Consider the following 13,439-nt stretch of genomic DNA (forward strand, 5'->3'; position numbering starts at 1 on the left):
GTAAATGACAAAAAATCACTAAGACTTTAATCGTCATTAGTGATTTTTTGTCATTCTTCGTATAGTGGTTCTATCTATTCCGTCATGTAATAAGGATAACTCCCCAGTATCTTTACTTCACAGCCTATTGCCTCTAATTCTGCAATAGCACCTGGTATTAATACATCATCCATTTTTCTATCTAAGTCAATAAGAAAGAAATAATTCCCTAATCCAGTTTTTGTTGGCCTTGATTCAATTTTCACTAAGTTTAGTTTTCTCCATGCAAAGGCAGACAATACTTGATGGAGAGCACCAGAACGATCGGCAGGCAAAGTGACCATAAGACTTGTTTTATGACCAACCAGTTGACTTGTTGTTGCTGAATAATGTACAGGATTTTTCGATAAAATGAGAAAACGAGTATGATTATTCATTGAATCATGAATATTATGTTTTACAATCTTCAGACCATATTCTTCAGCTGTTAGCAAATTGCCAATAGCAGCCCCGTTGATATGCGGATTTTCTTTAACAAACTGTGCTGCTGCTGCTGTTGACGTCATATACTCACAAGCTATCCCGTTTAATTCTGTATGTAGAAACTTATGGCATTGAGCAATTGCATGGGAATGACTATAGACTACTTCAATTTCTCTCCATGTGTCTTCCCGGAATGGATGAACCATTATATGTTGTTTTATCGGAACCGTCACTTCCCCATGAATAGGTAAAAATACTTCATGTATTAAATAATCTAATGTAATGTTGACCGATCCTTCTAATGTGTTCTCAACCGGAACTAAAGCAACATCCACTTTATCTTCCATCACAGCATCGAGGCAATTGGGAATGGTTAGAAAAGGAATGGATTCCACCCCAGGAAATTGCTGATTTACCGCCATATTTGTAAATGTTGCTTTTGGACCTAAGTAGCCTACTTTCACTTCTTTCTCCTCCAAAAAAAAATTATTTATTCTGAATTTAATCTTTATAAAAAGAAGATTGACTGAAAAAGTCATCTTCCTAATAAACAACAGGGTCTCCTTATAAATAAATGACTTTTTATGCGCCCGTACTCAAAACGTCCACTTTCTCCACAAATTCAAGCATACGCAATCGCTCTAACAACATATCAATGGATATTTCCATTTCTGCGGTATTTAACGACAGTGTTACATTGGCTCTTCCTTGCAGCGGAATCGTTTGATGGATTGTCAGTACATTGCATCCAGCAGAAGCAACAACACTTAGCAATTTAGACAAGGTACCCGATCGGTCTTCAATATAAAAGAATAACGTAATCAATCTTTCTTTCACTATTGTGTGGAAAGGAAAGATTGTATCACGATATTTATAAAACGCACTTCGGCTTAGGTCTACCTTTTTTACTGCCTCATGGACAGATTCTGCTTTTCCTCTTTCTAAGAGCTCTTTAGCATCTAGGGTTTTGCGCATTGCCTCTGACAGTACATCTTCTCTTACAATAAAAAATTTATGATCTATTTTACTTTGTTTCATCTGCTCACCCCTATAAGGTATAACGGATACTTAATATGTATGATAGAAATAACTCTGGTTTATAAGAACTAGACATTTCGATTTAGTCATTCTATTCCGTATGAGAAACTGCCCTCTCGTATTATTTATTTTTACGAGAGGGAAGATCTTTCATCTTTTTTAAACCATGTTTTCTTAGTCAATGAATTCAAATTCATATTCCATTAACTTTACAGTATCTCCATCTTTAGCGCCACGCTGACGTAATGCTTCATCGATGCCCATGCCGCGCATTTGACGAGAGAATCTGCGAACAGACTCATCACGAGAGAAATCTGTCATCTTAAATAGCTTTTCAATACCTTCACCTGAAAGAACAAAGCTACCATCAGGATCTCTTGTAATATAGAATTGACGCTCATCTACTTCATGTTTATAAACAACGCGGTGAATACCTGCTTCCTCTTCTACTTCCTCTAATGGGAACTCAGGAGTATTCTCTAATTTATCCGCAATTGCAAAAAGAAGTTCACGCAGACCTGATCTAGTTAAAGCGGACACTGGAAAAATTGGATAGTCTTCCTCTAATTTTTCTTTAAATACTTTAAGGTTTTCTTCTGCATCTGGCATGTCCATTTTATTAGCAACAATAATTTGTGGTCTTTCTAATAAGCGCATATTGTATTCCTGAAGCTCGTTATTAATCGTAACATAGTCCTCATATGGGTCTCTGCCTTCAATAGCAGCCATATCAATCACATGGACAATAACTCTTGTACGTTCAATGTGACGAAGAAACTGATGACCTAATCCGATACCCGAATGAGCTCCTTCAATTAACCCCGGCAAATCCGCCATAACAAAACTTCTATTATCTTCTGTTTCCACCATTCCTAAATTAGGAGCGATTGTTGTAAAATGATAGTCAGCTATTTTTGGTTTGGCAGCAGATACAACAGACAGCAATGTAGATTTACCAACACTCGGGAATCCAACTAAACCAACATCTGCTAATACCTTTAACTCCAGAGTAACATCTCTTTCCTGACCTGGTTCCCCATTTTCCGATAATTCTGGGGCAGGGTTAGATGGACTTGCAAAACGAGAATTTCCTCTTCCTCCACGACCGCCACGTGCAATTACTGCTTGTTGGCCATGTTCAGTTAAATCCGCAATAACTTCTTTTGTATTCGCATCTGCAACGATTGTACCAGGCGGAACCTTGACAATCATATCTTTGGCATTGCGACCATGCTGATTTTTTGACATTCCATGCTCTCCGCGAGGTGCTTTGAAATGACGTTGATATCGGAAATCCATTAAAGTACGCAGACCTTCTTCTACTTGGAATATTACATCTGCACCTTTTCCACCATCGCCACCAGCTGGGCCACCTTTTGGAACAAACTTTTCTCGGCGAAAGGCTACCATACCATTTCCGCCATCTCCGCCCTTCACATAAATCTTAACCTGATCCACAAACATAAATTTATTTCCTCCTATTAAGAAAAACATAAGCAGCTTACTTGTCTAATAGTGAACAAGGACTAATCCTTATGAAAGGAGGGTTGCTCTCCTCACTAGAAGGACTAATTATTTTATTCCTACAAACATTTGCAGCTATTTTTTCTAAAAATCACAATTTTCTTTTATGCTATTGCAAACAAGTCCTTCTTATTATTTACCTGTTTGCTCTCTATCCATCCAAACTTCAAATAGGAGTTCTTCTTTTCTCATTTCAATATTTTCCAATTTCAAATGAGAAAAAGGTTGATGAAGAAATTGAAACATAGATTCACTATCTAACAGCTCTCCGTTAAAATCAACATACAAACGAAATCCTTCTACCATGGAATGAATGGAGATGTATAAATGATTATCTGCAAAGGGTTTGCTATATTGATTTAACGTCTGGAAAAATAAGGTTGTCCATTTGGCAAGTATTTCATCTTCTGTCCCTTGACATTTTTCTTCGGCCAACACTTCATATTCCAATCGAAAATAATAATTTTCCCAGTTTGCGATTAATAATTTTGTAGCAAATTGTGGAATATCTAGATTTGATAACTTAGCTTCTTGTTTTGTCTCTGTAATAATATCATTAATAATTTCTTTCACTCGATCCGGTTTATTTAAATCCAAATTCCCTTTTATCAATTGAATTTTATTTAGCCAATCATGACGAACATGTCTTAAAAACTCTATCGTATTCCAGTCTTTATTCATTCTTGTACTCCTACAAAGGTTATTAAGTCTCAGAAGACTGCTTGAAGTAAGTATAACAAAAAATGAACCATCTATGAACAAAAACGATAACTCCATCATGTTAGCCATTCAATTATATCCACTTGAACTTTAGGTTTTCGCTACTGGAAATATGAATTAAAAAATACCCGTTTTCTAAAAGTTCTATCCAATTTATGCACCAAGTTATTTTGGGTTGATTCGATAAAGAAATGTTGAAAGCGAAGTATATGAAGACTGTGGTAACAACAAACTATATACATAAGAGGCAACCTTCTTGATTGCATACAAAAAAGCAATTGATTTCTCTCTATTTTTCAACACTTAGACAAAAAGCCCCTCCTGCTTTTTGTCTAAGTGTTGAAATCATCCTTCACCTATCTGATCACAACATATATTCTTAATCAAAAAAATCTATCCCTTAACAAACAGATAGGCTGACCCTATACGAGCCAGCCTATCTGATCATTATCTTATGCTTCTTGTGCTACTGGGTATACGCTAACTTGTTTGCGATCACGACCAAGACGCTCAAATTTAACGATTCCGTCAACTTTTGCGAATAGTGTATCATCGCCACCACGACCAACGTTTACTCCTGGATAGATTTTTGTACCGCGTTGACGGTAAAGAATGCTTCCACCAGTTACTAATTGACCATCTGCACGTTTAGCTCCTAAACGTTTAGAAATGGAGTCACGTCCGTTTTTAGTAGAACCTACCCCTTTTTTAGATGCAAAAAACTGAAGATCTAATCTTAACATTTCGTTCCACCTCCTATTTAATTATAAGTGATAGTTACGTATTTTCCATAGTCTCGTTCAATTGTTTCTAAAGAAACAATCATTCCCTCTAATAGAAGTTGAATTTTATCTCTTGTCTCTGCCGGAATATTTCCAGGAATCGTACAAGAAATAAAACCTCCATCCTTTCCTTGCTTTATAATGGGTGTAATACCAGTAAGAGAAATAACGGCATTAATGCTTCCAAAAGAAACAGCTGATACTCCTGCACACACGATATCATCCCCACTATTCGCAAAAAGAGCATGACCACTTATCGTAAAGGAATGAATGAGACCATCATTCGATTTGTTAATCGTAATTTCGATCATACAAATTCAACCTTATGCGTTGATCTTTTCGATAACGACTTTAGTGTAAGGTTGACGATGACCTTGCTTTTTATGATAATTTTTCTTCGCTTTATATTTGAAAACGATGATTTTCTTTTGACGGCCTTGTTTTTCAACTTTAGCTGTAACAGTAGCTCCTTCAACAACTGGACTTCCTACTTTTACATTTTCTCCGCCAACGAAAAGAACTTTATCAAAAGTAACAGTGTCACCAGCTTCACCGTTTAATTTCTCGATGTAGATAGCTTGACCTTCTTCAACTTTGATTTGTTTTCCGCCTGTTTCAATAATTGCGTACATTAAACTGCACCTCCTTAATAGACTAAGACTCGCCAATGACAGGCGTTTTGCGAAGCAAAAGCTTAATTACCTGCTATGTGCGGTTGTAGAGCACGGGTGCTACAAACAACATTAAAATACTAACATGTTTAAAAGATACTGTCAATCATATTATCTATTATTAGCTTTATGGTGAATCATTTAACCATTCGAATAAAATAATCCGGCTTTGGAAATTCAGCTATTTCCATTTTAATCATAAAGCCTAATACTTCCTCTAATCGTTTTTTATGTTTATTTCCTACTCCCGTAAATAGAGTATGGACATCTTGTGATACGATAACTTCCACAAGTTCGATATCCATATGGCGATATTCCCATAACTCTCTTTCTAATTGAAAGGCCATACTACTTGCGCTATTCACTAAGCCTGTGCCTTCGCAAATCACACACTTACTTTGCAGTGTTTCGGATAAGGATTTCATCGTTTTCTTTCGGGTGAGCTGCAATATTCCTAGTGTAGTAAATCCAATTACTTTCGATTGTCTATTATCTGATTGCAATTCCTTCTCCAGGATATCCAGCACTTTCTTTTCTTCCTCGCTCTTCATATCAATAAAATCAATTAATATAATGCCAGAAAGGTCTCTTAATTTAATTTGCCTTGCAGCTTCCTTTGCAGCAAGTATATTTGTTTGAAAGACCGTTTGCTCTAACTGATGTTTCCCTTCATATTTACCTGTATTTACGTCAATAATAGTCGCCGCCTCAGCCTGATCGACTATCAAATAGCTGCCATTTGTTAGCCAAACAACTCTTTTCAAAGCTTTATCTATTTCCCTTTCGACATGGTAATAAGAAAATAAATTTTCATTTCCTTGATGAAACGAAACAGTTAAATGGGGGTACATCGCTTGCCATTTTTTCTGCTCTTCAAGACTATCCACAATGACTTCTCCCTCTTTCATTTGTTTAAAGAGAACATTCAACTGTTTAGTAAATTCATCATTTTCATAGACAAGCATTATTTTCTTTTGGCTAGCTTTTTGTTCCAATCTCTTATATTCCTGCCGTAATGCTTCGAGCTCTTCCTTTACTGTTTCTTCCGAACAATTAGCTGCAGATGTGCGAAAGATTAAGCCTTCTTTGTCTGTTTTTATACGACTCCCTATGCTTCTTAACTCTTTTTGCGCAGTATGAGAATGAATTTTTTTGGATACCGCTACATATCGCCCATAAGGCATATACACTAAATGCTCTCCGTTAATCTCAATTATCCCCGTTATTTTAGCACCTTTTGGCCCAGCAGCATCTTTTATTACTTGAACTAATACTCGTTCTCCTTGTTTTATATAAGATGAGACACTTTTCTTTTTTTTCTCCTCTAAAGTTCCATCACTCCGCACAAATGAAGCCATTTTCTCTCTCGGCAAATAGGCTCCTTTGCCTTCCCCAATTTCTACAAATGCAGCGTTCATTCCTGGGATCACCTTTGTCACTTGTCCTAAATAAATATTTCCAACAGTTGTTTTATATTGCGGCTGCTGGACATATATTTTTTCTACTTTCCCATCTTTTAGATAAGCAAATCTATTTTCTCTTGTTTTTATATTAATGATTACTTGATTCAACATCATACATCCTCTTTTTCTGGTTATCCTTTTATTGTAGCTTAGATGAAATGTTTTAGTAAACTTAAGGACCTATTTATTGGACAAATTTCAAGTAAACTCTAACTAAAGAGATCTCATCAGTAATCACCGTTTTAACTATGTATATCTTATAAGACGCATAGTATTTCTTTTATTTTTGCCGTTACGTTCTTTTCTTTAAAATAAACATGTAATAGCTCATTCTCATCCAAAATCGTGTTTTCTTTCCGCTTGGACCTTACAATAATCGGATGTTTGCATCCTCGATGAAATCGCTCTAACACATCCAATAAGGAATCGTCTTCTTGGACTTCTAGAGGAAGTAACTTTCTTAATTCAGTCGATTTCCCATAATATCGTTCCAGTAAAAATCGCATAAACAGAAACCTTCTTTGTTTCCATTCAAAATAAATAGAAAAAACTAAAAAACTAATAATAATCCATGCATTTACATTCTTCGGCATCATAATAAGAACCATTAACAGAAAGATTAAGGTTCCAACAATGGAAAAATAAAGCGTATATTTATGAGATTTGGGAAAGGAATTTTTCAAGGAAAATAAAAGAAACATCAATTTGCCACCGTCCAATGGCCAAATTGGTAGCAAATTAAAGAAAAGGATCATGAAATTATATTGAATAAAGGTATGATACAAGGATTCTGTGAAAATCCCCCACTGCCATAAAAGAAACCCTAATCCAACCAGCCAAATATGCTGTATAGGTCCAGATATTATAACGATTGCCTCTTCTCGCAAAGGACGATTTCCGTGTTCATCCATTTCCGCCACTCCGCCAAATGGTAATAAAGATATTTTCTTTATTCTCCACGAAAAAAATGCGGCAGCAAACGCATGACCTAATTCATGAATAAAAATAATCATAAACAATAAGCATAATTCATAAAAATGGGCAGTCATTACCCCGATAGCAATGACAACCCATAATAGTGGATGAATATGAAGGTACTTAAAAACGCTAAGAAACCTATTCAATTTCAATCACCTGTAAAGGATCGATAAAATCATCATTTTGCTTAATCGCAAAAAAGAATAAACCTAATGTTTCATCTCCTTCATATCTTGAAGCGTTTCCAACTTTTGTTCCTTTTTTAATATTTTCATATAACTTTACATCCACTTCTTCTAAGTTGCCATACCATGATTCACTCTGATCACTATGCTTAATAACGACAGTTTTTCCAAAGCCTTCTTTCTCGCCAATAAAGGTAATTTGTCCTTCATTAAAGGATTGTACCGTTGTATCTACTCCGGTTTCTATCGCAATTCTTTGCCCGTTTTTCTGAAATTCTTCTAATACCTTACCAGAAGCAGATAAAGCATATTGTTGCAATTGTTCTGTATCTTGTTCTTTTCCTTTTTGTTCCGGTAAAAAAGCTAATGGTTTACCGAATTTCTCTTCATACCAATCTGTAACAACCATAAAATTAAATTCTGTCGACATTGCTTGTCTAATCGCATTTTCGACTTTTGCTATTTTTGTGGATGGATGGTCTACTATGATGGCAACAGCAAGAAAAAGAATAGCTGCTCCTAAAATTTTCAACATAAATAAATCTTTTCGAAATAAAGGGTGAATTTTAGGAGGGTAATTTTCCTCTTTTGATGAAAACGTATAATCGAAGTTGTCCTCTTCATCAGACCAAAGCACTCGGTTATCAATATTTTTTTCTATTCTCGCCCGTTCTTTTCTTCTTCTCTCGATTTTTTTTCTAACCTCATCATTTCTTGACCCCATATACTCCTCTCCCCTAACATACTTGTCCTCTTTACCCTATATTTATGTTAGGGAGCTATAAGTTATGCCACTAATAAAAGAATGGTAGAGATATAAAAAAACTGTAAAGAAATAAATTGATTACGCATGAATCAATTTACTCTTTACAGGGCCAGCTATTACGATTATCTCCTATCAGCAGATAGAAGTTTCGTTCATATTTTAAAACAGTTTCGCAACCGACTTATTTATACAAGTATATAAATTTACAATCGTTGTATTTATCTAGCACCAAAGAATGTCTTAATTTTTGCAAACACGCCTTTTGATTCTTCTTCTAACTGCTGCAAAGGAACCGTTTCGCCTAAAATTCTTCTTGCAATATTTCGGTAAGCAATCGCAGATTTACTATTGGGGTTTAAAGCAATCGGCTCCCCGTTGTTAGAAGCTCTTATAACCGCATCATCATCTGCTACAATTCCCAATAAATCAATGGATAGATGGCTAGTTACTTCATCAATATCTAACATATCGCCATTTTTCACCATATGATTTCTAATTCTATTGATAACAAGCATAGGAGGTTCCATCTGCTCTTCTTTTTCCAATAACCCAATTACTCTATCTGCATCTCTAACAGAAGATATTTCAGGAGTCGTAACAACAATGGCTTTATCCGCTCCAGCCACTGCATTTTGATATCCCTGTTCAATTCCTGCAGGACAATCAATGATGATATAATCATAATCTTGCTTTAAGCGAAGAACCAATTCTCTCATTTGATTTGGTCGTACAGCCGTTTTATCACTCGTTTGCGCAGCAGGTAATAAATATAATAGATCATCAAATCGTTTATCTTTCACAAGCGCTTGATGAATTTTACATCTTTCCTCCACCACATCTACTAAATCATAAATGATACGATTTTCTAATCCCATCACGACATCAAGATTTCGCAAGCCAATATCTGTATCTATTAAACAAACTTTTTTTCCTTGTAACGCAAGTGCTGTTCCGATGTTTGCAGAAGTGGTCGTTTTTCCAACTCCACCTTTTCCTGATGTTATAACAATTGCCTCTCCCATCTTAATATCCTCCTTCCAATTTCAGCAAATTAGGTCTTAAATGTGGTAATACTTGTAATCTATCAATCTTAATGACACTGTCATTCACATATGCACATTCCATTTCTCTTGTTTTTTCAGATGAGGTATTTCCAAGCTCTCTCTCAATAAAACGACTAATTCGAATTTGTGTCGGTTTCATAACGGACGCAGCAATGACCGCGTCATCCTTCCCATTATATCCAGCATGAGCTATTCCTTTTAACTGTCCCATAATATAGATGTTGCCGCCGGCGATTACTTTTCCACCTGGATTCACATCACCTATTAATAATAAATCACCGGGGACCTCTAAAACTTGACCAGAGCGCACAATACTGGTTATCGATTTCAATTCATTTTGTTTTAGCCAGTTCTCCGCTTCTTTCTTTGTCACTAAATTACTATTAATCGCTTGAACAGTTAAATTTTGTTTTTCCTGAATGAGATGAATAATGGTTTCTTTTTGTTCATCTGTTACATATCTATTTCCAAGCTCTACTGTCACTTTTATGTCTCGATTTTCATTATGTAGACTGGAGCTCTCATTCAATTTATACTGTAATTCCTTTAGTAGATCCTCGTAAGAACAATTATCATATAGATGCAAACCCAGCCCATTTTTTGTTCCTTTAATTGTTACTAGTTGCCTTTTTTTCATTTCAAGTTGTTCACCTCTGTAAGAAAAGCGTAAGCGTCTCTTTATCCTGCTTGGACATAAAGACATAATACATCTATTTCATCCACCATACTAATAGTCTATCGTTCCTTAGATATAAGACGCAAATGCTCGGATATCGTTATACTTATAAATCTCACTTTGCATAAAAAAGCGCAAACATCCTTATCAAATAAAGAAGAGCTATCGATTCTAAACAAGTATCATGCTGTCTATTAGATGATACAAGTCTCCTAATCGATCCAACAATTTAATTTGATAGATGGTTGGCACTTTAACTTAAAGCATTTACTGCTTTGCATAAATGCTGTTTCCACATGCAAAAATAATGTTTTACTTCTCCGTTCACTTTTTAAATAAGTGTCTTTCACCAACACTATGATATAAGAGTAAGGACTTTAGACCTTTATTTCTAATTCCTTTTTATATCATTCGACAAACGCTTTTAAAATTCCTTTTCGAGCTAAATATATTTCTTCTCAAAAAGAACAAAAGACAAATAGTCACTAATCAAATAAATTTCAGATTGTTGACAACTTAATGTCCAACCTGAAATTTATTATCATGCATTCTAACTATATCATTCTTTTAACTCTGCTGCATACTTCTCAAATAATCGTTTATAAGGATAAGCGACAATGATGATAAAAATAAGATTTAATCCTAAAGACGGTAGAAGTCGTAAATGTAGGAAACTCGCAAAATCAATCGTTGTCAAATTTATCACTTTTATCATTTGATACACAATCATTTCCAGTGCCGAAACAGCGAGTAAATTCATCACAGATACAACAACAATATTACTATGAAAAATTTTCATCAATTTATTAAAAATATAAATGATAAAAGGAAAAGTAAAAAAGTAGATACCTAAAATTTCTGTATAAACAATATCAAAAAGTAGTCCAAAAACAAAGCCATATATGACACCAACATTTCTATTTCCATAAACAGAAAAGAAAAGGATAGTAATGAGCAAAAAGTACGGGACAAAAATCCAGTTTTTCCCAAAAGGATCTGTAGGGAGCAACTCAAGAAATACACTCTCCAAAATAAACATAAAGGAAATTAAACAGCCAATTAAAACTTTTCTCATTGTTCTTCCTCTTTAGGAGATAACGCTGCCCTGTCTACCACCATTACATGCTCAATATCATAGAAGTCCGCTGCCGGCTTAATGTATACTTTCTTCTGCAGTCCATTTTCATCTGGCTCTACTTTATCTACTGTACCAATAGCTAATCCCTTCGGAAAGACTCCACCCATACCTGAGGTTGTAACAAGCTGACCTTTTTTCACTTTCAACCCATTAGGAACTTCTTCCCAAGTCATAATTAATTGCTTTGTTTCTTTATCATAATCAGCAATAATCCCAAAAACTTCGGATTTTTCTTTCTTCTTTTTACCATCATCTTTTGACTGAATAAAAGCAGAAATTCGATTAGCTGGATCTTCAGAACTAAGCAGCTGCACAGTCGCAGTATTAGGTGCTACTGACTTTATTTTTCCTATTAACCCAGCAGAAGTTATAACCGCCATATTTTTCTCTACGCCGTCATTATCTCCCCGATTAATGGTAACTAGTTCTGTCCATTGAGAAGGATTTCTCCGAATTACCGTTGCTTTCATAAGTGTGTAGTCACTTAATGACTCTTTTTCTTCCAATGTTTCCTGTAATGCCTGTACATCTTTTTTGAGACCTTGAACCTGATATTTAAGCTGAGCATTTTCCTCTAGCTTTGCCTTTAATTCTTTATTCTCTTTATATGTATCTTGCAAGGATTGGACATTATCAACAAAACCCACCACATAATGGGCAGGTCTAGATACAAGGGTTTGAACCCAGCCGGTAGTATCCTTTACGAATTGTTCCGGCCAGGTTAATTTGTTTCGATTACTCAATGAAAACCCTATTAATGCCACGAGAATAATGATGCTAACAAGCAATATAATCAAGCGTTTATTCATAAAAAACTGTGGCATGCTTCTACACCTCTACTAAAATTATCGTGAATCTTTTGCTTTATTTTTGAATAAATGAATATGGTCTAAAGCTTTACCAGTTCCGATAGCTACACAATCCAATGGATCTTCTGCTATCACAACAGGCATTTTTGTTTCTTCACTGATAACTTTATCAAGATTACGAAGCAATGCTCCACCACCTGTTAGAACTATACCACGATCCATAATATCTGCAGCTAATTCTGGAGGCGTTTTTTCTAACGTTACTTTGACTGCATCAACAATTGCAGCAACTGTATCTTTTAACGCTTTCGAAATTTCATCTGCAGTAATTTTAATTGTTTTTGGAAGACCTGTTAATAAGTCTCTTCCGCGAATATCCATGTTTTCAATTTGATCTGGGTTTCCAGCACTGCCAATTTCCACTTTAATGCTTTCAGAAGTTCTTTCCCCAATCATCAAATTATACGTTTTACGAATATAGTTAACGATTGCGTCATCCATTTCATCACCAGCAATGCGAATGGATTGACTAGTAACAATACCACCAAGGGAAATAATAGCTACCTCTGTTGTACCACCACCGATATCAACAACCATACTACCAGTTGGCTCCCACACTGGAAGATTAGCACCAATAGCAGCAGCAAAAGGCTCTTCAATCGTATAGGCATCTCTTGCACCAGCTTGACGTGTTGCATCAATTACAGCTCTTTCTTCTACAGCTGTAATGCCTGATGGTACACAAACCATTACATACGGTTTGCCAGAAAAATAGCCCTTATTCTTTGTTGCTTGTTTAATGTAATATTTCATCATCGTTGCTGTTGTTTCATAATCTGCAATTACACCATCCTTCATAGGACGTAGTGCAACAACATTTCCTGGTGTTCTACCAATCATATTCTTTGCATCGTTACCAACCGCTACAATGCTCTTTGTATCGGTTTGTAGTGCAACAACTGACGGTTCTCTTAGTACAATTCCTTTACCTTTTACATAAACTAGCGTATTTGCTGTTCCTAAATCAATTCCAAGATCTCTTGTTCCAAAACCTAACATAAATGTATCTCCCTTTCTGAAACTAATGCAATATTATAAAGTAGGTAGATGTTCTCCTCTTTGTAATTTCCTTTAAATGTTACTTATCTATATTTTGTCATGTT

At 35.4% G+C, this 13,439-nt stretch carries 15 protein-coding genes and 1 other annotated feature; all 15 genes read right to left on the minus strand.

Annotation, left to right across the window (positions count from 1 at the left end; genetic code table 11):
- Positions 1-74: 74 nt before the first annotated feature.
- The 15 genes from pheA to NX902_RS17020 all read right to left on the minus strand — a co-directional run bounded on the left by pheA (position 75) and on the right by NX902_RS17020 (position 13,335).
- Entirely contained in the window at positions 75-926 is an 852-nt protein-coding gene (gene pheA / locus NX902_RS16950; protein WP_095331605.1) for a prephenate dehydratase, read from the minus strand.
- A gap of 118 nt (positions 927-1,044) precedes the next feature.
- Positions 1,045-1,500: an ACT domain-containing protein gene (locus NX902_RS16955; protein WP_047943609.1), complete on the minus strand. Its 456-nt coding sequence runs from the start codon at positions 1,498-1,500 to the stop codon at positions 1,045-1,047.
- A 174-nt stretch (positions 1,501-1,674) separates the two neighbouring features.
- On the minus strand, positions 1,675-2,964 hold the full coding sequence (obgE, locus tag NX902_RS16960; protein WP_047943608.1) for a GTPase ObgE: 1,290 nt from the start codon (positions 2,962-2,964) through the stop codon (positions 1,675-1,677).
- 192 nt (positions 2,965-3,156) lie between these two features.
- Positions 3,157-3,705, minus strand: coding sequence for a Spo0B C-terminal domain-containing protein (locus NX902_RS16965; protein ID WP_095331603.1), 549 nt, complete (start codon positions 3,703-3,705; stop codon positions 3,157-3,159).
- Positions 3,706-4,196: 491 nt separating this feature from the next.
- The gene (gene rpmA / locus NX902_RS16970; protein WP_016201696.1) at positions 4,197-4,487 is read right to left on the minus strand and encodes a 50S ribosomal protein L27; all 291 of its coding nucleotides are present in this window, start codon (positions 4,485-4,487) and stop codon (positions 4,197-4,199) included.
- A gap of 17 nt (positions 4,488-4,504) precedes the next feature.
- Positions 4,505-4,837 (minus strand): ribosomal-processing cysteine protease Prp, encoded by a 333-nt coding sequence (locus tag NX902_RS16975; RefSeq protein ID WP_123258042.1) that lies wholly within the window; start codon positions 4,835-4,837, stop codon positions 4,505-4,507.
- A 12-nt stretch (positions 4,838-4,849) separates the two neighbouring features.
- The gene (rplU, locus tag NX902_RS16980) at positions 4,850-5,158 is read right to left on the minus strand and encodes a 50S ribosomal protein L21 (RefSeq protein WP_016201698.1); all 309 of its coding nucleotides are present in this window, start codon (positions 5,156-5,158) and stop codon (positions 4,850-4,852) included.
- A 15-nt stretch (positions 5,159-5,173) separates the two neighbouring features.
- Positions 5,174-5,253 (minus strand) — a sequence feature (ribosomal protein L21 leader region).
- A gap of 81 nt (positions 5,254-5,334) precedes the next feature.
- Positions 5,335-6,771, minus strand: a complete 1,437-nt coding sequence (locus NX902_RS16985) for an Rne/Rng family ribonuclease (protein ID WP_249928302.1) — start codon at positions 6,769-6,771, stop codon at positions 5,335-5,337.
- Positions 6,772-6,917: 146 nt separating this feature from the next.
- The gene (locus tag NX902_RS16990; RefSeq protein WP_095331599.1) at positions 6,918-7,784 is read right to left on the minus strand and encodes a M50 family metallopeptidase; all 867 of its coding nucleotides are present in this window, start codon (positions 7,782-7,784) and stop codon (positions 6,918-6,920) included.
- On the minus strand, positions 7,777-8,547 hold the full coding sequence (locus tag NX902_RS16995) for a M23 family metallopeptidase (RefSeq protein WP_095331597.1): 771 nt from the start codon (positions 8,545-8,547) through the stop codon (positions 7,777-7,779). The genes NX902_RS16990 and NX902_RS16995 overlap by 8 nt, the downstream gene beginning before the upstream one ends.
- A gap of 260 nt (positions 8,548-8,807) precedes the next feature.
- A complete protein-coding gene (gene minD / locus NX902_RS17000) occupies positions 8,808-9,611 on the minus strand; it encodes a septum site-determining protein MinD (RefSeq protein WP_095331595.1) in 804 nt (267 codons plus the stop codon).
- A 1-nt stretch (position 9,612) separates the two neighbouring features.
- Positions 9,613-10,290, minus strand: a complete 678-nt coding sequence (gene minC / locus NX902_RS17005) for a septum site-determining protein MinC (protein ID WP_095331593.1) — start codon at positions 10,288-10,290, stop codon at positions 9,613-9,615.
- Between the two features lie 598 nt (positions 10,291-10,888).
- Entirely contained in the window at positions 10,889-11,404 is a 516-nt protein-coding gene (gene mreD / locus NX902_RS17010; RefSeq protein WP_095331591.1) for a rod shape-determining protein MreD, read from the minus strand.
- Positions 11,401-12,276 (minus strand): rod shape-determining protein MreC, encoded by an 876-nt coding sequence (gene mreC, locus NX902_RS17015; RefSeq protein WP_341160864.1) that lies wholly within the window; start codon positions 12,274-12,276, stop codon positions 11,401-11,403. The genes mreD and mreC overlap by 4 nt, the downstream gene beginning before the upstream one ends.
- A 36-nt stretch (positions 12,277-12,312) precedes the next feature.
- Positions 12,313-13,335 (minus strand): rod shape-determining protein, encoded by a 1,023-nt coding sequence (locus tag NX902_RS17020; RefSeq protein WP_047943598.1) that lies wholly within the window; start codon positions 13,333-13,335, stop codon positions 12,313-12,315.
- Between the last annotated feature and the right edge of the window lie 104 nt (positions 13,336-13,439).

Origin of the sequence: Niallia sp. FSL W8-0954 (assembly GCF_038005605.1) — a bacterium.
Lineage (GTDB): Bacteria > Bacillota > Bacilli > Bacillales > Cytobacillaceae > Niallia > Niallia circulans_A.

Coding starts and splice junctions, on each gene's coding strand:
- NX902_RS16955 (WP_047943609.1), bottom strand. CDS start 1,500: ATGAAACAAAGTAAAATAGATCATAAATTTTTTATTGTAAGAGAAGAT.
- mreC (WP_341160864.1), bottom strand. CDS start 12,276: ATGAATAAACGCTTGATTATATTGCTTGTTAGCATCATTATTCTCGTG.
- NX902_RS16975 (WP_123258042.1), bottom strand. CDS start 4,837: ATGATCGAAATTACGATTAACAAATCGAATGATGGTCTCATTCATTCC.
- NX902_RS16965 (WP_095331603.1), bottom strand. CDS start 3,705: ATGAATAAAGACTGGAATACGATAGAGTTTTTAAGACATGTTCGTCAT.
- rplU (WP_016201698.1), bottom strand. CDS start 5,158: ATGTACGCAATTATTGAAACAGGCGGAAAACAAATCAAAGTTGAAGAA.
- NX902_RS16985 (WP_249928302.1), bottom strand. CDS start 6,771: ATGTTGAATCAAGTAATCATTAATATAAAAACAAGAGAAAATAGATTT.
- NX902_RS16995 (WP_095331597.1), bottom strand. CDS start 8,547: ATGGGGTCAAGAAATGATGAGGTTAGAAAAAAAATCGAGAGAAGAAGA.
- rpmA (WP_016201696.1), bottom strand. CDS start 4,487: ATGTTAAGATTAGATCTTCAGTTTTTTGCATCTAAAAAAGGGGTAGGT.
- NX902_RS17020 (WP_047943598.1), bottom strand. CDS start 13,335: ATGTTAGGTTTTGGAACAAGAGATCTTGGAATTGATTTAGGAACAGCA.
- mreD (WP_095331591.1), bottom strand. CDS start 11,404: ATGAGAAAAGTTTTAATTGGCTGTTTAATTTCCTTTATGTTTATTTTG.
- obgE (WP_047943608.1), bottom strand. CDS start 2,964: ATGTTTGTGGATCAGGTTAAGATTTATGTGAAGGGCGGAGATGGCGGA.
- minD (WP_095331595.1), bottom strand. CDS start 9,611: ATGGGAGAGGCAATTGTTATAACATCAGGAAAAGGTGGAGTTGGAAAA.
- minC (WP_095331593.1), bottom strand. CDS start 10,290: ATGAAAAAAAGGCAACTAGTAACAATTAAAGGAACAAAAAATGGGCTG.